At 46.1% G+C, this 18,637-nt stretch carries 21 protein-coding genes, 1 rRNA gene and 1 pseudogene; 8 read left to right on the forward strand and 15 right to left on the reverse strand.

Going from position 1 to position 18,637, the window contains the following annotated elements; genetic code table 11:
• Positions 1 to 7 precede the first annotated feature (7 nt).
• Together rrf and FTU86_RS12655 are read left to right on the forward strand one after the other, a co-directional pair.
• Positions 8 to 122: ribosomal RNA gene (gene rrf / locus FTU86_RS12650) — 5S ribosomal RNA — on the forward strand.
• A 163-nt stretch (positions 123 to 285) separates the two neighbouring features.
• Complete coding sequence (locus tag FTU86_RS12655) at positions 286 to 621, forward strand: hypothetical protein (protein ID WP_373684805.1); 336 nt, start codon at positions 286 to 288, stop codon at positions 619 to 621.
• A gap of 471 nt (positions 622 to 1,092) precedes the next feature.
• On the opposite strand, the gene FTU86_RS12660 is transcribed toward FTU86_RS12655, so the two are convergent.
• The 5 genes from FTU86_RS12660 to rplM form a co-directional block, all read right to left on the reverse strand.
• Positions 1,093 to 1,746, reverse strand: a complete 654-nt coding sequence (locus FTU86_RS12660) for a hypothetical protein (RefSeq protein ID WP_005175723.1) — start codon at positions 1,744 to 1,746, stop codon at positions 1,093 to 1,095.
• A gap of 21 nt (positions 1,747 to 1,767) precedes the next feature.
• Positions 1,768 to 2,196, reverse strand: coding sequence for a ClpXP protease specificity-enhancing factor (locus FTU86_RS12665; protein WP_005175725.1), 429 nt, complete (start codon positions 2,194 to 2,196; stop codon positions 1,768 to 1,770).
• Positions 2,197 to 2,205: 9 nt separating this feature from the next.
• Positions 2,206 to 2,859, reverse strand: coding sequence for a glutathione S-transferase N-terminal domain-containing protein (locus FTU86_RS12670; protein WP_104470663.1), 654 nt, complete (start codon positions 2,857 to 2,859; stop codon positions 2,206 to 2,208).
• Between the two features lie 323 nt (positions 2,860 to 3,182).
• Entirely contained in the window at positions 3,183 to 3,569 is a 387-nt protein-coding gene (gene rpsI, locus FTU86_RS12675) for a 30S ribosomal protein S9 (RefSeq protein ID WP_004785251.1), read from the reverse strand.
• Between the two features lie 12 nt (positions 3,570 to 3,581).
• Complete coding sequence (rplM, locus tag FTU86_RS12680; protein WP_004857442.1) at positions 3,582 to 4,010, reverse strand: 50S ribosomal protein L13; 429 nt, start codon at positions 4,008 to 4,010, stop codon at positions 3,582 to 3,584.
• Between the two features lie 330 nt (positions 4,011 to 4,340).
• Between rplM and pdxA the strand changes: the two genes are divergently transcribed.
• The 3 genes from pdxA to FTU86_RS12695 are packed head-to-tail and all read left to right on the forward strand — an operon-like array spanning position 4,341 to position 7,002.
• Complete coding sequence (pdxA, locus tag FTU86_RS12685; RefSeq protein WP_104472011.1) at positions 4,341 to 5,309, forward strand: 4-hydroxythreonine-4-phosphate dehydrogenase PdxA; 969 nt, start codon at positions 4,341 to 4,343, stop codon at positions 5,307 to 5,309.
• A 30-nt stretch (positions 5,310 to 5,339) separates the two neighbouring features.
• Positions 5,340 to 6,152, forward strand: coding sequence for a 16S rRNA (adenine(1518)-N(6)/adenine(1519)-N(6))-dimethyltransferase RsmA (rsmA, locus tag FTU86_RS12690; RefSeq protein ID WP_005175739.1), 813 nt, complete (start codon positions 5,340 to 5,342; stop codon positions 6,150 to 6,152).
• Between the two features lie 7 nt (positions 6,153 to 6,159).
• On the forward strand, positions 6,160 to 7,002 hold the full coding sequence (locus FTU86_RS12695; RefSeq protein ID WP_160243508.1) for a symmetrical bis(5'-nucleosyl)-tetraphosphatase: 843 nt from the start codon (positions 6,160 to 6,162) through the stop codon (positions 7,000 to 7,002).
• Between the two features lie 77 nt (positions 7,003 to 7,079).
• Here FTU86_RS12695 and FTU86_RS12700 read toward each other — a convergent pair whose 3' ends face one another.
• The 6 genes from FTU86_RS12700 to hflX form a co-directional block, all read right to left on the reverse strand.
• Positions 7,080 to 7,529: a DUF2147 domain-containing protein gene (locus tag FTU86_RS12700; protein ID WP_016659798.1), complete on the reverse strand. Its 450-nt coding sequence runs from the start codon at positions 7,527 to 7,529 to the stop codon at positions 7,080 to 7,082.
• 144 nt (positions 7,530 to 7,673) lie between these two features.
• Positions 7,674 to 8,123, reverse strand: a complete 450-nt coding sequence (locus FTU86_RS12705) for a DUF2147 domain-containing protein (protein WP_016659799.1) — start codon at positions 8,121 to 8,123, stop codon at positions 7,674 to 7,676.
• Between the two features lie 153 nt (positions 8,124 to 8,276).
• On the reverse strand, positions 8,277 to 8,723 hold the full coding sequence (locus tag FTU86_RS12710) for a DUF2147 domain-containing protein (RefSeq protein ID WP_168405294.1): 447 nt from the start codon (positions 8,721 to 8,723) through the stop codon (positions 8,277 to 8,279).
• Positions 8,724 to 8,814: 91 nt separating this feature from the next.
• Positions 8,815 to 9,489: an LrgB family protein gene (locus FTU86_RS12715; protein WP_016659801.1), complete on the reverse strand. Its 675-nt coding sequence runs from the start codon at positions 9,487 to 9,489 to the stop codon at positions 8,815 to 8,817.
• A gap of 11 nt (positions 9,490 to 9,500) precedes the next feature.
• On the reverse strand, positions 9,501 to 9,872 hold the full coding sequence (locus FTU86_RS12720; RefSeq protein ID WP_045794996.1) for a hypothetical protein: 372 nt from the start codon (positions 9,870 to 9,872) through the stop codon (positions 9,501 to 9,503).
• Positions 9,873 to 9,907: 35 nt separating this feature from the next.
• On the reverse strand, positions 9,908 to 11,266 hold the full coding sequence (gene hflX / locus FTU86_RS12725) for a ribosome rescue GTPase HflX (RefSeq protein ID WP_180036861.1): 1,359 nt from the start codon (positions 11,264 to 11,266) through the stop codon (positions 9,908 to 9,910).
• A 367-nt stretch (positions 11,267 to 11,633) separates the two neighbouring features.
• Here hflX and FTU86_RS12730 point away from each other — a divergent pair, with 367 nt between their 5' ends.
• Positions 11,634 to 12,449, forward strand: coding sequence for a 1-acyl-sn-glycerol-3-phosphate acyltransferase (locus FTU86_RS12730; protein ID WP_034597361.1), 816 nt, complete (start codon positions 11,634 to 11,636; stop codon positions 12,447 to 12,449).
• A gap of 21 nt (positions 12,450 to 12,470) precedes the next feature.
• Here the strand turns inward: FTU86_RS12730 and FTU86_RS12735 are convergent, their stop codons facing one another.
• Positions 12,471 to 14,051, reverse strand: a complete 1,581-nt coding sequence (locus FTU86_RS12735; RefSeq protein ID WP_168382188.1) for a phospholipase D family protein — start codon at positions 14,049 to 14,051, stop codon at positions 12,471 to 12,473.
• A 161-nt stretch (positions 14,052 to 14,212) separates the two neighbouring features.
• Between FTU86_RS12735 and FTU86_RS12740 the strand changes: the two genes are divergently transcribed.
• Complete coding sequence (locus FTU86_RS12740; protein ID WP_104470660.1) at positions 14,213 to 15,223, forward strand: metallophosphoesterase; 1,011 nt, start codon at positions 14,213 to 14,215, stop codon at positions 15,221 to 15,223.
• Between the two features lie 18 nt (positions 15,224 to 15,241).
• Here FTU86_RS12740 and FTU86_RS12745 read toward each other — a convergent pair whose 3' ends face one another.
• The 3 genes from FTU86_RS12745 to FTU86_RS12755 form a co-directional block, all read right to left on the reverse strand.
• Positions 15,242 to 15,646, reverse strand: a complete 405-nt coding sequence (locus FTU86_RS12745) for a hypothetical protein (RefSeq protein WP_160241588.1) — start codon at positions 15,644 to 15,646, stop codon at positions 15,242 to 15,244.
• A 138-nt stretch (positions 15,647 to 15,784) separates the two neighbouring features.
• Positions 15,785 to 17,104 carry an MFS transporter gene (locus FTU86_RS12750; protein ID WP_160241587.1) on the reverse strand — a complete coding sequence of 440 codons (1,320 nt, stop codon included), beginning with the start codon at positions 17,102 to 17,104 and terminating at the stop codon, positions 15,785 to 15,787.
• Between the two features lie 141 nt (positions 17,105 to 17,245).
• Positions 17,246 to 17,887, reverse strand: a complete 642-nt coding sequence (locus tag FTU86_RS12755; protein WP_160241586.1) for a hemolysin III family protein — start codon at positions 17,885 to 17,887, stop codon at positions 17,246 to 17,248.
• Positions 17,888 to 17,994: 107 nt separating this feature from the next.
• Between FTU86_RS12755 and FTU86_RS12760 the strand changes: the two are divergent.
• Positions 17,995 to 18,510: pseudogene (locus FTU86_RS12760) on the forward strand (methyltransferase); the annotation flags it as partial.
• Between the last annotated feature and the right edge of the window lie 127 nt (positions 18,511 to 18,637).

An 18,637-nucleotide genomic window follows, 5' to 3' on the forward strand; every position in this document is an offset into this window, starting at 1 on the left:
AAGTTGTGCTGGCGACAATAGCAAGAGTGAACCACCTGATCCCTTCCCGAACTCAGAAGTGAAACCTCTTAGCGCTGATGGTAGTGTGGGGTTACCCATGTGAGAGTAAGTCATCGCCAGCTCATTAATTCAAAATCCCCCTAGCTTAAATAGCAGGGGGATTTTTTTATGCTTTTAATAAAGCTATAGTGCTTCAATATAAATAAAATTATCAAAAAATAACCCATGTATAGAAAATTTTATCCCCGCTATTTGCTGTTAAATATTTGCATTTCAGTCATTTTCGTGGCTATTGGTATGTATCCTGAGCATATATTATTGAACTACTGGATGGTGGTAATACATTGGATTCTCGGAATTGTGCTGATGCATATATTAATTATCCGTTTACCGCTTTTTAATCGCTTTTATATTAATCGAAAAAAATTATATTATTCTATTGTACAAACCCCAATATATAAGCATGCAGAGTATAAGGCAGCACCCGTAATGTCTGGATTAGTGGTCTTTGGCTTGGTGTGTACCGTGTTATATGTATTCAACATGACAGAGTTTTATGTTGAATATGCGTTTATTGCAGGCTTATCTACAGGAAATATGAGTTTTTATTATGCTCCCTAAACCATCTCTAAGGCTCATTGAACTGCCGTAGCAGCATGCTTTAATACGTCCTTTAAGTCTTCTTCAAGGGGTGATAGGGGTTAAGTAAGAATCTCAAGATCATACCTTCACCATCTAGCAAGTTGAACGGTATTTATTTTCGTGGTGAGTGTAATGGTAGAGTTGCTGTAGAAAATAAAGAACAGATAAAAAGAAACCCCATCATCCTGACGGGGTTTCTTCGTATTTCGTGCTTTAGGTATAACTCCTGTCGTACCTCACGATCCTGGTGTACAAACTTATTATTGTTGTTTTTCGTTTGGGAAACATCCTGTTTCCTGATGAATTTAGAATACGAAAATTCTGTGTGTACGCCTAGCCTCAATTATCTTCATTCAGTGTAAGCCAAAACGTACAAGGAGACTGAACTATTTATTGGAAAATTTCAGCCATAAAAAACCGCCTATGTCAGGCGGTTTGGAATCAGACTGCTTAAGCAAACATTTGGCTTGCTGCGCAATATAGAATCCATAGAATCGCAATTGCTACGACAGGTTCCAAAACTTTGGCCCAGCCTGGAACAGTCGGTTCTGCTGCGACTGTGCTTTCTACCGGCGCATGATCGGCTTGTTGATGTAACATTTGATTAAACTCCTTCATCGTATCATCTAATGATAGCTCTTCTTGGGGAAGGGGTTTAGAGCCCTTTAACTCTGTTAGTTCGTTTGTTGACCAAACCCAATCATCTGCCTGACCTGACAGATGTTCAATTTGACCCTGTAGCAGCTCTTTTAAGCCGTTGCTGCCAAAGTTACCGGTTTCATCCAGCTGTTTTAATTCGGTCAGTTGCAGGCTTAAAATTTCACTAATACCGTGTTCGAGTTCAGGTTTAGGCAGTTCAGACTGGTTGTGTACCGAAGTGGTCAGATGACGGGACACTTCCTGAATATACAGCGGATCGAGGGTCTTGATTTCCTGATAGAGCTTATTGTCATCTTCGCGCCACAGACGAATCAGTTTGCCTAGAGTTAGCGCATTGAGTTCCTGGATATATGCATTGCGGCTATCAGCATCGTACTGCTGCAAAAGCTGAGGCTTTTGAATTTTAACCTGATCGCTAAAGTATTGTACTAAATCAAAAGCCATGCATTTACTCCTATTTCTTTTTTAATCTAATAATCTTAGGCTTGGTTTTTTCTTTGGTGTTTCAGTTTGTTCCTCTGTGCTTGATTTTAAAGCATTTGGATCATTTTGGATATGTTCATATTCACTTGGATCAAAGAATAAACCCTGGCCATTTTCGCGAGCATAAATCCCCAAAACTGCAGCAATGGGTACATAAATATCGCGTGCTACGCCACCAAAGCGCGCCGAAAAGCTGATGGCATCATTGGAGATGTGCAAGCCATGGACTGCATGTGGCACGATATTTAACACAATCTGGCCATCCTGAATGAACTGCTCTGGCACCATGGTGTTGGGTTGGGTGGCATCGACCAGAATATGCGGTGTAAGCTGGTTGTCGCAAATCCATTCATAAATGGCACGCACCAGATAGGGACGGGTTGGGCTTAAGTTGAGTTCCTGTTCAGACATATCTACTCTCTACTTATTTATTAAAAATTCGCTATAGCGGTTTTTTTCCTGCACGGTTAAGGATTTTACAAATGCAGGGCGACTAAAAATTCGCTGGCAATATAAATGAATCGGGCGGCAATGCTGTTTTGGCAGTTCAATGCCCATGGCTTTCAAGCGCAGGAAAATTGGGGCCAGCATACAATCCAGGATGCCAAAGTTTTCCGCCATAAAATAAGGGAAATGCTGAAATAATGGTGTGAGTGAGACCAGTGTATCACGAAGCTGCTTTTGTGCCTTGGCCTGTGCTGCGCTATTCAGGGTATCTTCATGGCAAAGCAGGATATCGGCCAGCTTTAGCCAGTCCTGCTCAAAACGCCAGATGTATTGGCGCTGCTCTGCGCGGGGTGCTGGTGCATCGGCATAGAGCTTGTTTTGCCGGTAGCGGTCATCAACATATTCGGAAATAATTGGGGCATGGAACAGTTTTAAATCTTGCTCTACCAGCATGGGTAAGCGATTATAAGGATTCAGGCTGGCTAAATCTTCATCTTCATGGTCGACCAGGACCAGATGATATTTAATATTCTTCTCAGCCAGTACCAGGCGAATCCAGTGCGAGCGGAAATCGTCTGCATGACTGTATAGTGTAATTCCCTGTAGCGGTGTATTTTCCAAGGACATAAATCAGTAAGCAGCAAAATGAATCAGTTAGGATACTAAAATTCAACCTAAAAAGCACGAAGCGAAAAAGGATGAATCGGGTGAAAATGGGTTAGATTATAAAAAAATAACAGGAGCGGCGCAGTATGATGATAAAACTTGTGTTTCTGATGTTCTGCTTAGGAATTGGGGTAGTGAACTATTATTTCAGCAAGGCCTTCTGGCTGCATGAGGGCAGTTGGGGTAAAGATGTACCTGAACAATAAATTCCTTTATCTTTAAAATAACAGCCAATAAAAAAGCCTTGGATAAACCAAGGCTTTTTGTCCAACTCGGTAAACGAATTAACGTTTAGAGAATTGAGGACGTTTACGTGCTTTACGTAAACCAAGTTTCTTACGTTCAACTTCACGAGCGTCACGAGTAACGAAACCAGCTTGACGAAGAGCAGGTTTTAAAGTCTCGTCAGAAGCGATTAATGCACGAGTAATACCGTGACGGATCGCGCCTGCTTGACCACCGATACCACCACCAGCAACAGTGATGTAAAGGTCATATTTTTCAGTTGCTTCAAGAAGCTCTAAAGGTTGACGAACAACCATACGAGCAGTTTCACGACCGAAATATTGCTCTAATGAACGGTTGTTGATCACGAGTTTACCAGTACCAGCAGATAAGAAAACACGTGCAGTTGCGGTCTTACGGCGACCTGTACCATAGTTAGTAGCCATGTGCTGTATCCCTTAGATATCCAAAACTTGTGGCTGTTGAGCAGTATGAGGATGCTCGCTACCAGCGTACACTTTCATTTTCTTGATCATTGCATAACCAAGAGGACCTTTTGGCAACATGCCTTTCACAGCGCGTTGGAAGATTTCTTCAGGTTTGTGAGCAACTAACTTTTCAAAGTTAGTTTCTTTTAAACCGCCTGGGAATTCAGTGTGGCGATAGTATTTTTTGTCAAGTGACTTGTTACCAGTTACTTGAACTTGTTCAGCGTTGATAACAACGATGTAGTCACCAGTGTCAACGTGAGGAGTATAAGAAGTCTTATGCTTACCGCGTAAACGACGAGCGATTTCAGTCGCAAGACGACCTAAAGTTTTGCCAGAAGCATCAACAACGTACCAGTCGTGTTGAACTTCAGCTGGCTTAGCGCTGAGAGTTTTCATTAAACCACTACCTATTATAGTTGGTTTGGACGGTGAATCAGTCCAAACAAAAAGGAGACGAGATTCTAAACGAAATTGTTGAGAACCACAATGAAAATATAAAATTTCAAGCGCTGTATTTTAATCAAAATCCTGAGAAAAGAAAAGACTTGCCAAGAACATCCATCTGCCGTGCCTAGTACTGATCAACTTTCAGCTAAATATCCGCCTTCAAAAGCAGTTTAGATTGCCCCAAAACCGGCCAATCTGCCCGAATCTTCAGCAGAATTCACGGCCGCTGCGGTCAAAGTCTGCTTATAATGGGAGATGCCTTATTGTTTAGGATCAATCATGCTGCCTTTATATGTGACCAGTGGTGAACCTGCCGGCATTGGCCCGGATATTTGTCTGCATCTTGCCGACCGTGTAGATGAGCGTCCCGTTGTGGTTCTGGCCGATCTGGCCATGCTGGCCCAGCGTGCGCAAGTGTTGAAGATGCCGGTAGAACTGATTGAATACAGCGGGCAAACTGCTTCTTCAGAAAAAGGGCAGCTCTATGTCGAGCATGTGCCTTTACAGCAAGCTGTGGTGATGGGCGAGCTGAATCCGCAAAATGCCGCTTATGTGTTGGAACAGCTACGTCGTTCGGCCGATTATGCCATGTCAGGCAAAAGTGTCGGGGTAGCGACTGCGCCGGTACAGAAGTCAGTCATCAATGACGCTGGTATAGCCTTTAGTGGCCATACCGAATATTACCAGGAGTTTGCGGGCGTGCCGCGCGTGGTGATGATGCTGGCCACCAAAACCCTAAGAGTGGCCCTGGCCACTACGCATTTACCGCTGCGTGCAGTGGCTGATGCGATTACCGCTGAACGTCTGCATCAGGTGATTGATATTCTCATCCACGATTTAAAATCCAAATTTAAAATTGAGCAGCCGAATATTCTGGTCTGTGGTTTAAATCCGCATGCCGGTGAGGGCGGTTATTTGGGCATGGAAGAAATTGAGGTGATTAATCCGGTGCTGGAAAGCTATCGCGCGCAGGGCATCCAGATGAGTTTAAGCCTGCCGGCTGATACCTTATTTACTCCGGAAAACCTAAAAGATGCCGATGCGGTTCTGGCGATGTATCACGATCAGGGCTTACCTGTGCTAAAATCGCAAGGCTTTGGTGAAGCCATCAATATTACTTTGGGCTTGCCGTTTATTCGCACTTCAGTTGATCATGGCACAGCACTCTCCCTCGCAGGCAGCGGTCTTGCGAAAAGCTCAAGCCTGAATGTGGCTGTTGATTTGGCGCTGGATTTAGCGCGTCACTGATCTTGTCTTTATTACACGTTGGAAATCTTTATGTATCAGATTAATGCCTTAAACCCGAAAGATGAAGGGCACCACACGCGCAAGCGTTTTGGTCAAAACTTTTTACATGACCAACGTGTGATTGCGAAAATTGTACGCTCGGTCAATCCGCGTCCGGGCGATAATATTGTTGAAATTGGCCCGGGTCTGGCGGCCTTAACTTCACCATTAATTGGTGAATGTGATGCCTTGACCGTGGTGGAACTGGACCGTGATCTGGCTGCCGGTTTGCCGGGGCGTGTGCCACATCCGGAACGTTTAACCATTATTGAAACCGATGCGCTGAAATATGATTTTAGCAATCTGTTTGAAGATGACCGTCCACTCCGTGTGGTGGGTAACCTGCCGTATAACATTTCGACCCCACTGTTGTTCCATCTCTTGGAGTTTGGTGACAAAGTCAAAGACATGCACTTCATGCTGCAAAAAGAAGTGGTCGACCGGATTACTGCTGCGCCAAATACCAAAGAATACGGCCGTTTGTCGGTGATGATTCAGTATTACTGCAAACCAACTTTCCTGTTTGAAGTGCCACCGGGCTCTTTTAACCCGCCACCAAAAGTGACTTCTGCGGTGTTTCGTTTAGAGCCGTATGAGGTGAAACCGATTGTGGCAAAAAATGAAAAGGCTTTATCGCGTCTGGTTTCGCATGTGTTTACCCAGCGTCGTAAAACCTTGCGCAATAGCTTAAAAGGCATGCTGGCAGAAGATGGTTTTGAAAAAGCCGGTGTTGATCCAATGGCGCGTCCGGAAACCCTGACCCTGGCCGAATTTGTGGCTTTGGCAGATCAAATGGTGGTGTAAAAAAACGATGGCACGTTATAACTATGTGATTGGCGATGTACAGGGCTGTTTTGAAGCCCTGAAAGCCTTGCTCAAGGAAATCCGCTTTGATCCGGATCAGGACTTTATCTGGTTTGCCGGTGATCTGGTGGCACGTGGTGAAAACTCGCTTGGCGTGTTGCGTTTTGTCAAAAAGCTGGCCGATCGTGGTGTTGCCACCACAGTGCTGGGCAATCATGACCTGACTTTGCTGGCTGGTGCGCGTGGCCTGAAAGAGATTAAAGACAAAGACCAGACCCGCGATGTGATTGATGCCATCGACAGCGATGAATTGATTGACTGGTTACGCAAGCAGCCGTTATGTGTCTGTCCGAATGAATCGACCATCATTACCCATGCCGGTATTCCGCATTTGTGGAGTGCGGAAAAAACTCAGGCGCTGGCCAAAGAAGTTGAAGCGGTGATTCAGCATGACGATTTTGCGGTGATGGATCATTTTCTGGCCGAGATGTTTGGCAAAGAGCCAGCCCTCTGGTCAGATGATTTGCAAGGCAATGAACGCTTACGCTGTATCGTCAACTATCTAACCCGCATGCGCCTGACCGATGCAGAAGGACGCCTGGAGTTCAGTTTTAAAGACAGTCTGGATGATCCGATGCCGGCCGGGTTTAAACCGTGGTTTGAATATGCTTCGGCTGCGGCTGAAACGCATAAGATTATTTTTGGGCACTGGGCCGCGCTGCAAGGCAAAACCATTTCCGCCCAGATTCAGAATGTTGATGGAGGCTGTGTCTGGGGGCATCAACTGGTGGCTTACCGTCTGGAAGATGACACGATTTTTCAGGTTGATAACCCGCTGGCTGATTTCTAACTACAATCGCCATAAAAAAGCCACATTATGATGTGGCTTTTTTTGTCTGTACTGATTGGTCTTTGTCGATGTGCAGCTTAGTCGATACGAATCCAGGTCTGATTGCGTCCCAGCACAGACACCCCAAGATTGGCTCTTAAAGTCAGGCGTCTTTTACTGCTGTTTAAACGGATTTTGGCATTATAGATTTTGCCAGCCAGCGGATCGATAACACGTCCGTGGTTATAGGTGCCGGTGCCTGCAACATGCTTAAGGCCTTGCAGGATTTTCATCCCTAAAATGGGCTGGTTGGTAAACGGTGCAGGGCAGTTCTGGCAGAGTTCGCGTGCCTGATAGCCGGGACGAGGTGTGACTTTCACAATAGTGCCGCTATAACTTTTATCGGCTTCCTGGCGAATCTGGATAATGGCTTTGGCCGCACCGGTTTTATCATCAATCTGCTGCCAGGTACCAGACAGATCATCGGCCCAGACATTGCTGCTCAAGAGCGTTCCGGTCGCCATCGTCAGCAATAATTTCTTCAACATAATTAACCCTGTTGCATCCCCTTGTTTTTAGAGGCTGCTATATTAGGTTAATTACTCCAGGAGTCAATAAAAGCCTTACCAGAACTGGGATTAGCGCAAAAACAAAGCCACAAATGTGGCTTCGTTAACAGATTAAAAACGGACTTATTCCATACGAATCCAGGTCTGGCTACGGCCAAGTGCCGATACGCCGATATAGCCGCGCAGGGTCAGACGCTTGCCAGTTGAATTCATCCGGATTCTGGCGTTATAGATTTTTCCTGCCAGCGGATCGATAACCCGGCCTTTTTCATAATTGTTGGTGCCTTCAACATGCTTCAGGCCTTTTAAGATTTCCATGCCCAGAATTGGCTGGTTGGTATACGGCGCAGGGCAGTTATTACAGGTTTCACGTGGCGTATAGCCCGGACGTGGAGTCACTTTAATGATTTTACCGGTATAGGTATTGTTGGCTTCTTTGCGTATTTCAATAATTGCTTTGGCAGAGCCGGTTTTATCATCAATTTGTTGCCAGACGCCACTTAGGTCATTGGCGAATGCTGCAGTTGAGAATAACAGGCTAGTGAATGCGGTGAGTAAAATATTCTTTTTCATTTCAATTCCTTTACCGGGTACAACTTTTATTTTTTATCCCTGTTTTCAGGTATAAGACCTGCGGCGCAGAGAGTCAACCCTTATTTTTATAAATTTCTATTTTTCAATATATTAGTAGAACATGCCACCTCCTGTGGCATGTTCGAATGTAGCTTAGTCTGCTTTAATCCAGGTTTGGCTACGGCCAAGCGCAGATACGCCGACATAACCTCTGAGGGTTAGACGTTTACCGTTGCTGCTCAGTTTGGCTTTGGTGCTGTAAATATTGCCAGACAGCGGATCAATAATCTTGCCGCCGCTATAGTTGAGTTTGCCCTTATACGCCAGTCCTTTTAGTACATCCATGCCTAAAATTGGTTGGTTGGTATATGGTGCAGGGCAGTCCACACAGGTGGTTTTCGGGGTATAACCCGGACGTGGTGTAATTTTGACAATTTTAGCGGTGTAGCTACCATTGCTTTCCTGACGAATTTCTAAAATTGCTTTAGATGAACCCGTTTTATCGTCAATATTGCGCCAGGTACCGGAGAGATCTTCCGCGAAAACGCCGGCACTGAATGTGGCTGCCAGAAGTGCCACTGTATATTTAAATTTCCCCATGTTTCTATCCCTTTAATACACTTCAAAAAATTCAATTTTCATCTTAAGAATATTTTTTCATCAACACAAGATGTAAATATTGATTCTTGAGTCACATTTTTTGAATAAAGAGTATAAATGTTGGCAGCCAGACTGCGGTAAATACAGCATTCACCGCCATCCCAAAAGCAGCATAACGACCGGCCACACTACCGCGCTGCCAGGCCTGTGCTGTGCCAATCGCATGTGCGGCAAGGCCTAAGGCCAGTCCTGAGGCGCGCTCATCATTAATATGACGCAGCAGCAGGGGCGAGAAAGCGGCACCAATCACCCCAGATAAAATCACAATCAGAATGGCCAGACTGACCGGTGCTTCCAGTAGGGTGGCAATATTAATGGCAATTGGTGTGGTCACGGCACGGGTGGCAAATGCCATGATGTCATCGCCGGCCATATGTAAGAGATAGGCCAGTCCCATTGGCAAGGCTACGGCACTGATGCTGGCAAACAGCAAAATGCCCAGAATGGCTTTGAGCGGCAGATCATCATAGCGCATGGCCGCCAGCGGAATCGCCAGTGCCACGGTCACATAACCCAGCAGATGGTTAAACAGCGGATTGACCTGTGCCATATAATCTTCATAGGGAATGCCAAATACATACAGCAGTAGCACAATAAAAATCATGCCAAAGACAATGACCGGAATTTGCGGCAGTTTCTGGTTACAGGGTTTGGCAAGCAGATAGGCCACCAGGGTGATTAAAAAGCCATAAACAATTGCGAGCATGTTTTAATCTCCTAGAGCCAGCGTTTGGCCATTTTGGCATACAGCCATAACGGCAGTAGGGTGCTGAGAAACAGCACCACCAGAAAAGCCGGAATTTTATTGCCCATATGGGTCAGCATCAGCAGTGAGCCGGCACTAATCGGTAAAAAGGCAAACGCACTTTCTTTCATGATTTTATTGTTGGTATCGACAATCCGGGCTGGAATTTTATGCAGTCGGCGCCACAGGAAAAGCACCACCAGCAGGCTGAGTAAACCCATCAGGTTGCCCAGTTCAGGATGGTTGAAATAGGTCGCAATCCAGACGGCTGTTTCACGAAATACAATAATTAAGAGCAGTGTGCCAATCCAAGCTGGCCAGTCGATACGTTTAAGCCTGTTCATTTTTTATCAGTCGGTCATATTTTACTGTTCAAGTTTTAACTGATCTCATCATCAATTTCAAATTCTTCTAAAGGCCGTTTAAATTGCTGAGCCTTGGCACCCAGAATTTCGTCCAGCGGCAAGTGCGCCTGACGGATCATCTGTTCCAGTTTGGCCGGGGCCATATTTACGCGCAGATTCAGTTGTCCCTGCTCATCATAGTGCTCGGACTGGATTACATTCAGTTCATAAAACTGGTTGCGTAATTTGCCATAGGCCGGTTTTAACACCACATCAAAACTTTGAATCTGGCCCATCAGACATTCATGCACGGCCTGACGTAACAGCTCCAGTCCCTGACCGGAATGCGCAGAAATATAAACCCGCTCCGGCTGATGTGGCTTGGCATAGACAATTTTGGCTTGCTCGCCGGTGCAGTCGATTTTGTTATAAACCCTGAGCACCGGCACATCTGCGCCAATTTCTTTCAGGACGCGCTCAACTGCTTCAATCTGTTCCAGCATGTCCGGACTGCTGGAATCAATCACATGCAGCAACAAGGTCGCTTCCAGAGTTTCTTCCAGCGTGGCCTTAAATGATTCCACCAGCGAGTGCGAGAGATTACGGACAAAACCCACGGTATCGGCCAGCACCAGCGTACCAATCCCATCCCATTCCAGCCGGCGTAAGGTCGGGTCGAGCGTAGCAAAGAGCTGATCGGCGGCGTAGACATCGCTATTGGCCAGAATATTAAACAGCGTCGATTTGCCGGCATTGGTATAGCCAACCAGTGATACGGTAGGAACGGCGGCTTTTTGACGGGCCACACGACCCTGCATACGGGTCTGGCGGACTTTATCCAGTTTGGCTTTCAGCTGGCCCATACGAATTCTTAACAGGCGGCGGTCGGTTTCCAGCAAGGTTTCACCCGGACCACGTAAACCAATCCCGCCTTTTTGACTGTCCAGATTGCCGCGGCTACGAATCAGGCGTGAGGAGAGGTGATGCAATTGTGCCAGCTCGACCTGCAATTTCCCTTCATAGGTCCGGGCGCGCTGGGCGAAAATATCCAGAATCAGCTCGGTCCGGTCGACCACACGGCATTTCATGATTTTTTCAAGATTACGTGCCTGTGCCGGCGTCAACGCATGATCGAAAATCACCAGTTCAGCCTCGAGTTCTGCAACCAGCGCAGCAATTTCGTCCGCTTTACCAGAACCGATAAATAACTTGGCATCGGGTTTAATCCGCTGGGCAAACACATGCTGCAAAACTTCAGCACCTGCAGATTTTGCAAGCAGATGAAATTCTTCTGCATCAAGGTCTTCTAAAATCTGTACGCTGACGCTCACGAGCACAACGCGTTCACTACCTTGATGTTGCTGGTAATCTGGCACCTGGGCATTTCTCCTCATGAAAATTCTATTCTAGAGCAAAAAGCGCCAGCTGCGTGAACTAGATGAAGATGATTACAGCAGCATGACAAAAAGCAGGTGAATCCTCACAATCCCCAGTTTGGAGGCTGTATCATCATTTCGTGAGATAGAGGAATGGGCAGTTTGATCGTTGCCTCTGATCCACCAAGATCATCATGACATCGGTGGATTCGTTCTGGATCTATCTATTACAGCAAGACTGTAGAAGAATTGGCATAGCGCATTTCAATTGAGCGATCTGGACAGTTTTTCGATGCTTATGATCAATGTCTGGTCAATTGCTTCAAGATAGAATACAGTTCTCTGAACAATTCTTGCTGTGATTTTCGCAATTCACGATTATGCTATGTCTCAAGTTTCTTTATCTTCATCCGCTTCAATGAATAGTTTGTCCAAATTTTTTCTCTATTCTAAAAAAATCACTGCCGGTCTGGCAGCGGTGAGCGAAGGCTTTTATCTGGTGTATCGTCACAGCTTGTATAAGCAGCCGAATAATCCGCAGAATACCCGTTATGTGCAGCATTTTTGCCGTCAGTTGTGCAAGGTGTTCAATATTGAAGTTGAAGTGCATGGAGAAATTCCCACCCAGCCGGCCTTATGGGTCAGCAACCATGTGTCGTGGCTGGATGTGCCGGTGCTCGGTTCAGGTGCGCGGGTATTTTTTCTGGCAAAAGCTGAAATTGAGCAATGGCCGGTGTTTGGAAAGTTGGCCAAAGGTGGCGGGACCTTATTTATTAAACGCGGTTCGGGAGATTCAATTAAAATCCGCGACCAGATTACCCAGTTTTTAAAACAGGATGTGCCGGTACTGTTTTTCCCGGAAGCCACCACTTCGGACGGGACTAAAATTAAAAAAGTACATGGCCGTTTATTGGGTGCGGCAATTGAAGCGCAGCGTCCGGTGCAAATCTGCCTGATCTGTTATATCAACCAGCAGGGCGAGCTGGATACCGTAGCGCCGTTTATCAATGAAATGACCTTTATTGAGCATGTTAAAAATGTGCTGGAAATGCCAAAGGTCACCGCACATTTAATGGCTCTAAACCCGATTTCGGTAGAAGGGCATACGGTGGAAAGCCTGACCTCGCTGGTTCAAAACAAGATGATTGAGGGCTTAGAGCAGCTGCATCAAAAAGTCCTGATTCAGCAGGCCAGTGCTTAAGCTTTAACCTGTGTAGCAGGCTTACATAAAGCCTTCAATTGGCAGCCAGGAAATGATTTTCATGGCTGCTTTTTCATACCATTTCATTTTTGGTTCTTTAACAAATACGCGTTCTTCACCTTTGCTATTCACGACACGCCAGTTAATGTTGTTTTGTGCATCCAGCACCAGACGGTAGGCATATTTGGATAAATTGGCATCCATGGTCTGATGCACCGATTTTGCCAGCGTTGGACTGTTGAGCAATACCCCAATTTCACTGTTTAAATAGGCTGAGCGCGGATCAAAATTAAAAGAGCCAATAAAGACCTGTTTTTCATCCAGTGCCATCAGTTTGGCATGCAGGCTGGAACGGCTCAGGCCTTTTAAGCTGACTTTGGCTTTTTTCGACAGTTCTTCGGTATTGCTGTTCAGATGCTCGGCCTCGGGTGCATATAAAAACTCATACAGCTCGACATCATTTTCCAGTAAGTCCTGACGGTATTTGGCATAAAACGCGTGTACCAGCGGAACGTCATTGGCCTTATAGGAATTGGTCAGTACCCGCACCTGTACGCCGTCATTGGCCAGCTGTTTTAAGCGGTCAGCCCCGGATTCTTCCGGCACAAAATAGGCCGAAATAATATCCACACTTTCAGTCGGTTTTTCCAGATGACTGAGCAGCTGGAAATTCAGTAATTCTTCTTTGGGTGCGCGGTCTTTAATCTTGCTTGGCGAGTCTTTCACCACTTCTGCTTTGACCCAGTCAAACTGGATTTTGTGGTTAAACCACTGTTCAATGGCTTGGGAGCGTGTGGCTAAATCAAGATAATTTTGTACCGCCACTTCTGCAGAATGGTCTTCGAGCTGCTGTTTCAGGCTTTCATAACGCAAATGATGCTGCTGTGGATTGACCAGCTGCTTGACCGAATAGGCATAATCATCATTCCAGTATTCATCAAAGGAGTGAATGATTTCATCGGAGGCAGAACCAACCAGCATCACATCGACATCGGAAAACTGATAGCTGTCGCTGACGTTATAATACTGGTTACTCATATTGCGCCCGCCAATCAGGGCAATCTGGTTATCGGCAATAAAGCTTTTATTGTGCATGCGCCGGTTGATACGTTTTAAATCTAGCACCATGTCCATGGCGCGGTATTTACGGAAGCGGTACGGATTGTATAGCTTGACGTCGATATTGCTGTGCTGGTCCAGCGCCAGATAAATACCTTCCATTTTCTTGGCATTGTTATCATCGACCAGCAAGCGCACTTTCACGCCGCGATCAGCTGCGCGAATAATTGAATGTAGTGCCAGTGCCCCGATTTTGTCGTTGTCCCAGATATAATATTGCAGGTCTAGGGTTTCTTCTGCCTTATCAATTAAATACAAGCGTGCTGACAGGGCTTCCAGCGGATCGTACAGCACCCGATAACCGGTCAGCTGCGGATTTTTTTCACGCAGCGGCAATACAATCTGGGCCAGATGGGTATGCTCGGTTGGCGTTTCAAAAGCCATTTGAACCGGATGTTCAATCTGTTTGGGCAGGGTTGAACAGCCACTGACTCCCAACACTAAACTGCAACTCAACAGCATGGCCGCGGTAGAAGAAGACATAGAACTTCTCGCGTATGTATTTGATTGCAAATTAAATTTGTCAGGATGTATCATATTGTCTAAAACAAGTCCAAAATTTGGTTTGAGTATAATTGCCAGCTGTGAAAAGATAAATATAAGAACGGACGAATTTAGTCGCCGGGGGAGAGTCGGGCATAACTATGTGGGATAGCCAATCAATTATACTGTATTTCTATATCGGCTTGGCCATACTGGCAGTTTGGGCCGTGTCACAGGCGTGGCGCAGTCAGGCCAATACAGAAACGATTCATCCCTTTAAAGCCTTTGTGCATCTGCTGGCCTTTTATCTATCCTATTTATTAATTCCGCTGTTCTTCTTTAGTATTTATGCCGGCTGGATTGGCTATTACTCCTTGCATGAAGCCATTTTTATCGGGCTGGTCAGTGGTGTGCTGGTCTATGCGCGTTTTATTGAGCCACATCTGATTCTGGTCAAAACCACCCGCTATCAGATGCTGCCCGATCAGCCGCTACAACGCCCGGTCCGAATTGCCCTGATTGCCGACCTGCACATTGGTCTGTTTTCCGGGCATGAACGCCAGCTCAAGCAGATTGTCGCCAAGATTAACCAGGAAGAACCGGAAATGGTGCTGGTGGCAGGTGACTGGACCTATGAGCCGGAAAATAAACTGGCCGATGAGCTGGCAATACTAAAAGAGATTAAAGCGCCAATTTATTCTGTGACCGGCAATCATGATGAACAGTATCCTGGTCCGCCGATTCAGGAACTGCTCAAACATGCGCTTGAGGTTAATCATGTGATTGATATTGAAGGGCAGATTGTCGAGTTTGACGAGTTCCGCCTGATTGGGATTGGCGATTTATGGTCCGGCCGTACCGATATGCGCTATATGCCGGATTTACCGCAAGACAAGCCGTGGCTGATTTTGTCGCATAACCCCGATACGGTCGATATGGTGCCGAAATTGCCAACTCATCCCTTAATGCTGTCGGGGCATACCCATGGCGGTCAGGTGGAATTGCCGTGGCTGACCGATTATGTAATGAAACGCGTATCGATTGTCGGCCATAAAAAAGGCCTGTACCGGCATGAACATGCCGATGTGTTTGTCACTGTTGGTACTGGGATGGTGGGTGTGCCATTTCGTTTTCGGGTGCCACCGACCATTGATATTATTGAACTCTGCTAATGCCAAAAGGTGGGCGTTTTAAAAGACCCACCACAGCAAGGCAATCAGAATCACGACGCCAATCAAGACCAATACCCCGATATTCAGGCGGTGATTGTTCCGGTTTAAATCTTCAATGCCATTTGCCGCTGTTTCGACCGGGGCTTGTGCTTCGGTATGTAGCTGCGGGCGCGGTGGATCTTCAGTATCAAAATAGGGTGTGCTGATGTCGTCTATCGGTTTGGGGGCACATTCACCCTTGGAGGCCTCCATGGCCAGACCGTGCTGGCGAATCAGTTCATCAATCAGCTGCTGGGCTTCTGCTTCAGTCAAATGACTGTCTCTTCGGAGGTACTGCACCGCTTCATGGCGTTTGCCATCATCCAGCAACAAAATAACTTTCACCAGTTGTTCTTCCCGAAGGGTTTCAATCAGACGATCCATACAATGACCTGCTAGCGGGGGATAAGCTTTTATTGTTTCTAAACTTGGCCAGATGCAATAGTGTGTTTGTGTATGATTTTGCATCACAAATAAAAAACCAGCGTTATCTACGCTGGTTTTTTCAGTCAGATGAATGTTTTAAATCTGGCTGTTGACATCATCATGCTTGGTTTCACGAATTGCCAGGAAGGCCAGAAGTGACAAGATAGATGCAGCTGTCAGGTAATAACCCACGGCAGCCAGACCATATTCGGTCGCCAGTTTGGTGGCAATCAGCGGAGCAAAAGAGGCACCGAAAATACCGGCCAGGTTAAAGGTCAGCGCAGACCCGGTATAACGTACCGAAGTCGGGAAAATTTCTGACAGAACGGTGCCAATTGGACCATAGGTCAGCCCCATAATCGCCAGACCAATACACAGGAACAGGAACACCACCAAGGTATTGCCAGATTCCAGCATGCTGGCAAAAACCAGACCAAAGAGCGCCGATACAATACACACCCCAATAGACGTGGCTTTACGACCGAATTTTTCTGCCAAAATCGCTGAGAGTGGAATAAACGCTGCAAAGCACAGGGTAGCAATCAGCTGTAATTCCAGGAAGTCGGCGCGGCTATAACCGAGTTGGGTGGTGCCCCAGTTGAGCGCGAATACCGTGGTCAGATAGAACACCACGAACGTACAGATCGCGGCAATGGTGCCTAAAATCAGCATGCCCCAATGTTTGGTCATGACTTCTTTAAACGGTACATTCACTTCTTTCTGTTTGTTTAAAACATTCTGGAAAGCCGGTGTCTCATGCAGTTTTAAACGAATCCACAGACCAACAATCACCAGTAAAGCACTGGAAATAAAGGGAATACGCCAGCCCCAGCTCATGAATGCTTCTTCGCTCATGAACGCGCCTAACAACAGGAAGGAACCGGTGGCCAGAATAAAACCAATTGGAGCCCCCAGTTGCGGGAACATGCCGTACCAAGCACGTTTGCCTTCCGGTGCATTTTCGGTGGCCAGTAAAACCGCACCTGACCATTCACCGCCCAAGCCCAGCCCCTGACCTAAACGGCACAGGGCCAGCAGTAACGGTGCGGCAATGCCGATTTGTGCATAGGTGGGTAACAGGCCAATGGCTACAGTGGAAATCCCCATGGTCAGCAGCGCAGCGACCAGGGTGGCTTTACGCCCAATACGGTCACCGAGGTGACCAAACAGTGCCGCGCCAATCGGGCGGGCAATAAAGGCAATGGCAAAGGTGGCCAGAGACTGAATGGTGGCGGTCATTGGATCGCTACTGGTCGGGAAGAACAGGTACGGGAAAATAATGACCGCAGCAGTCGCATAAATATAAAAATCGAAGAATTCGATGGTAGTGCCTACCAGACTCGCGGTGAGGACACGAAATTTTGAGTTCGTTGGTGCTGCTTCTTCATTGATTGCAGCAGAAGTTGATGACGCCATGAATGACCTTACACTTATTAAAAATAAAAAATTAGTTTTACAAGCGTAATCTTTTTAAAAAAGGCGTAATTTCTTAAAAAAACAACGGCAATCGTTTCGATTCAATGCGCTCAGGGTCACTGAAATGGAGAATCAAAACAATTAAATCACGTACAGATAGATAGACAGAAAATGTGATCCTGCCCCGATCAATACAAAAATATGCCAGATAGCGTGTGTGTATCTTACCCGTTTTAACGCATAAAACAATGCACCAATCGTATAAGAAATTCCACCAATCAATAAAAAAGTCAGCGCAGGTGGACTTAAAAAGCGTTGCATATCATCAATCACCAGAAGTGCTAACCAGCCCATTACCAGATAGGCAATTAGCGAAATTTTCTGGAACCGGTTGATGAACACCAGCTTAAATACGGTGCCAATCAGGGCAATAATCCACAGTGCAATTAACAGATATTGCGCTTTGGCGGTGGGAATGGCGATAGACAGAAAAGGGGTATAGGTGCCGGCAATTAAATAATAGATGGCGGTGTGATCGAGCTTTTTATACCAGCCGCGGCGCTGCGGACTGTCGGCATAATGGTACAGACTGGACGCCGAAAACAATAGGAACATACTCAGCGCATAGACCCACAGCCCGATCCAGGGGCCGATAGTTAAATAACTGCCTTTAATCACTAAAAAAATACCGGCCACCAGCGCCAAAGCCGCGCCTATGGCATGGCTGATGAAGTTCATTCGTTCTTCAACCGGATCGTAGTCGGGTGCCAAGGGTGCATTCATAAGCGTGGGATCGTTATAATTAAAATATACGAATGTATAGTAATTCAATTTTGCATTTCGCGTAAGACGCTTTACACTTTAGCTGCAATTCATTTCAGGTTTTACTCATGTCTCAATTGGCGACTTCTCCCAATCCGGAACAACAATTTCTAGATGCGTTTCAGCAAGCCATTGAAACACAGCGTTTTGAGCGTTTAATTCTGAGTCAGTACAAAGGTGAACTTGAACAGCTGGAAAAAATGACCTTCCGGGTCATTTCTTTGCAAAATGAAGCTGTACTGAACTGTGTGTACCGATATAAAACCCAGGATGTCACCAAAAACTATCCGCTCACTGAGGCAGTGGCTCAGGTCAGCGCACTGCTAGGCTGCTGCAAACAGGCCAATTTATTGACCCTGGATGAAGACCTGCAGCTGAAAAAGAACAAGAAAAAAGCCATGCTGATGGTGAACAAGAAAAAAGCTGAGACTGCACCGGCAAGTGTCGCGCAAGGTCATGACCGCAGCAAACAGCGTTATGTCGAACAGGACAGCCCATTTTTGCAGCATTTAAGCATTACCGATCAGCATGGCCAGATCATTCCGAGCATGGCGCGAAAATGGAAACAGATTAATAAATTTGTGCTCTGTACACGACAAAAATAGATAACTCATTGAAATAATGTCACAATAATTGTTTTCTAACGACGAATACTATGACACATCTCAATGAGTTATATCTTATCTTAAACAAATCTCTAAAATGGAACAA

This window comes from Acinetobacter sp. YH12155, assembly GCF_013418255.1.
Taxonomy (GTDB): Bacteria; Pseudomonadota; Gammaproteobacteria; order Pseudomonadales; family Moraxellaceae; genus Acinetobacter; species Acinetobacter indicus.

Excerpts from the sequence above, each read along its gene's own strand:
- FTU86_RS12750 (WP_160241587.1), bottom strand. The coding sequence starts at position 17,104 with ATGGCGTCATCAACTTCTGCTGCAATCAATGAAGAAGCAGCACCAACG.
- FTU86_RS12665 (WP_005175725.1), bottom strand. The coding sequence starts at position 2,196 with ATGTCTGAACAGGAACTCAACTTAAGCCCAACCCGTCCCTATCTGGTG.
- FTU86_RS12720 (WP_045794996.1), bottom strand. The coding sequence starts at position 9,872 with ATGAACAGGCTTAAACGTATCGACTGGCCAGCTTGGATTGGCACACTG.
- FTU86_RS12705 (WP_016659799.1), bottom strand. The coding sequence starts at position 8,123 with ATGAAAAAGAATATTTTACTCACCGCATTCACTAGCCTGTTATTCTCA.
- FTU86_RS12700 (WP_016659798.1), bottom strand. The coding sequence starts at position 7,529 with ATGTTGAAGAAATTATTGCTGACGATGGCGACCGGAACGCTCTTGAGC.
- hflX (WP_180036861.1), bottom strand. The coding sequence starts at position 11,266 with ATGAGGAGAAATGCCCAGGTGCCAGATTACCAGCAACATCAAGGTAGT.
- FTU86_RS12745 (WP_160241588.1), bottom strand. The coding sequence starts at position 15,646 with ATGGATCGTCTGATTGAAACCCTTCGGGAAGAACAACTGGTGAAAGTT.
- FTU86_RS12735 (WP_168382188.1), bottom strand. The coding sequence starts at position 14,051 with ATGTCTTCTTCTACCGCGGCCATGCTGTTGAGTTGCAGTTTAGTGTTG.
- FTU86_RS12660 (WP_005175723.1), bottom strand. The coding sequence starts at position 1,746 with ATGGCTTTTGATTTAGTACAATACTTTAGCGATCAGGTTAAAATTCAA.
- FTU86_RS12670 (WP_104470663.1), bottom strand. The coding sequence starts at position 2,859 with ATGTCCTTGGAAAATACACCGCTACAGGGAATTACACTATACAGTCAT.
- FTU86_RS12695 (WP_160243508.1), top strand. The coding sequence starts at position 6,160 with ATGGCACGTTATAACTATGTGATTGGCGATGTACAGGGCTGTTTTGAA.
- FTU86_RS12710 (WP_168405294.1), bottom strand. The coding sequence starts at position 8,723 with ATGGGGAAATTTAAATATACAGTGGCACTTCTGGCAGCCACATTCAGT.
- FTU86_RS12715 (WP_016659801.1), bottom strand. The coding sequence starts at position 9,489 with ATGCTCGCAATTGTTTATGGCTTTTTAATCACCCTGGTGGCCTATCTG.
- rplM (WP_004857442.1), bottom strand. The coding sequence starts at position 4,010 with ATGAAAACTCTCAGCGCTAAGCCAGCTGAAGTTCAACACGACTGGTAC.
- FTU86_RS12755 (WP_160241586.1), bottom strand. The coding sequence starts at position 17,887 with ATGAATGCACCCTTGGCACCCGACTACGATCCGGTTGAAGAACGAATG.
- FTU86_RS12740 (WP_104470660.1), top strand. The coding sequence starts at position 14,213 with ATGTGGGATAGCCAATCAATTATACTGTATTTCTATATCGGCTTGGCC.
- FTU86_RS12730 (WP_034597361.1), top strand. The coding sequence starts at position 11,634 with ATGTCTCAAGTTTCTTTATCTTCATCCGCTTCAATGAATAGTTTGTCC.
- pdxA (WP_104472011.1), top strand. The coding sequence starts at position 4,341 with ATGCTGCCTTTATATGTGACCAGTGGTGAACCTGCCGGCATTGGCCCG.
- rsmA (WP_005175739.1), top strand. The coding sequence starts at position 5,340 with ATGTATCAGATTAATGCCTTAAACCCGAAAGATGAAGGGCACCACACG.
- rpsI (WP_004785251.1), bottom strand. The coding sequence starts at position 3,569 with ATGGCTACTAACTATGGTACAGGTCGCCGTAAGACCGCAACTGCACGT.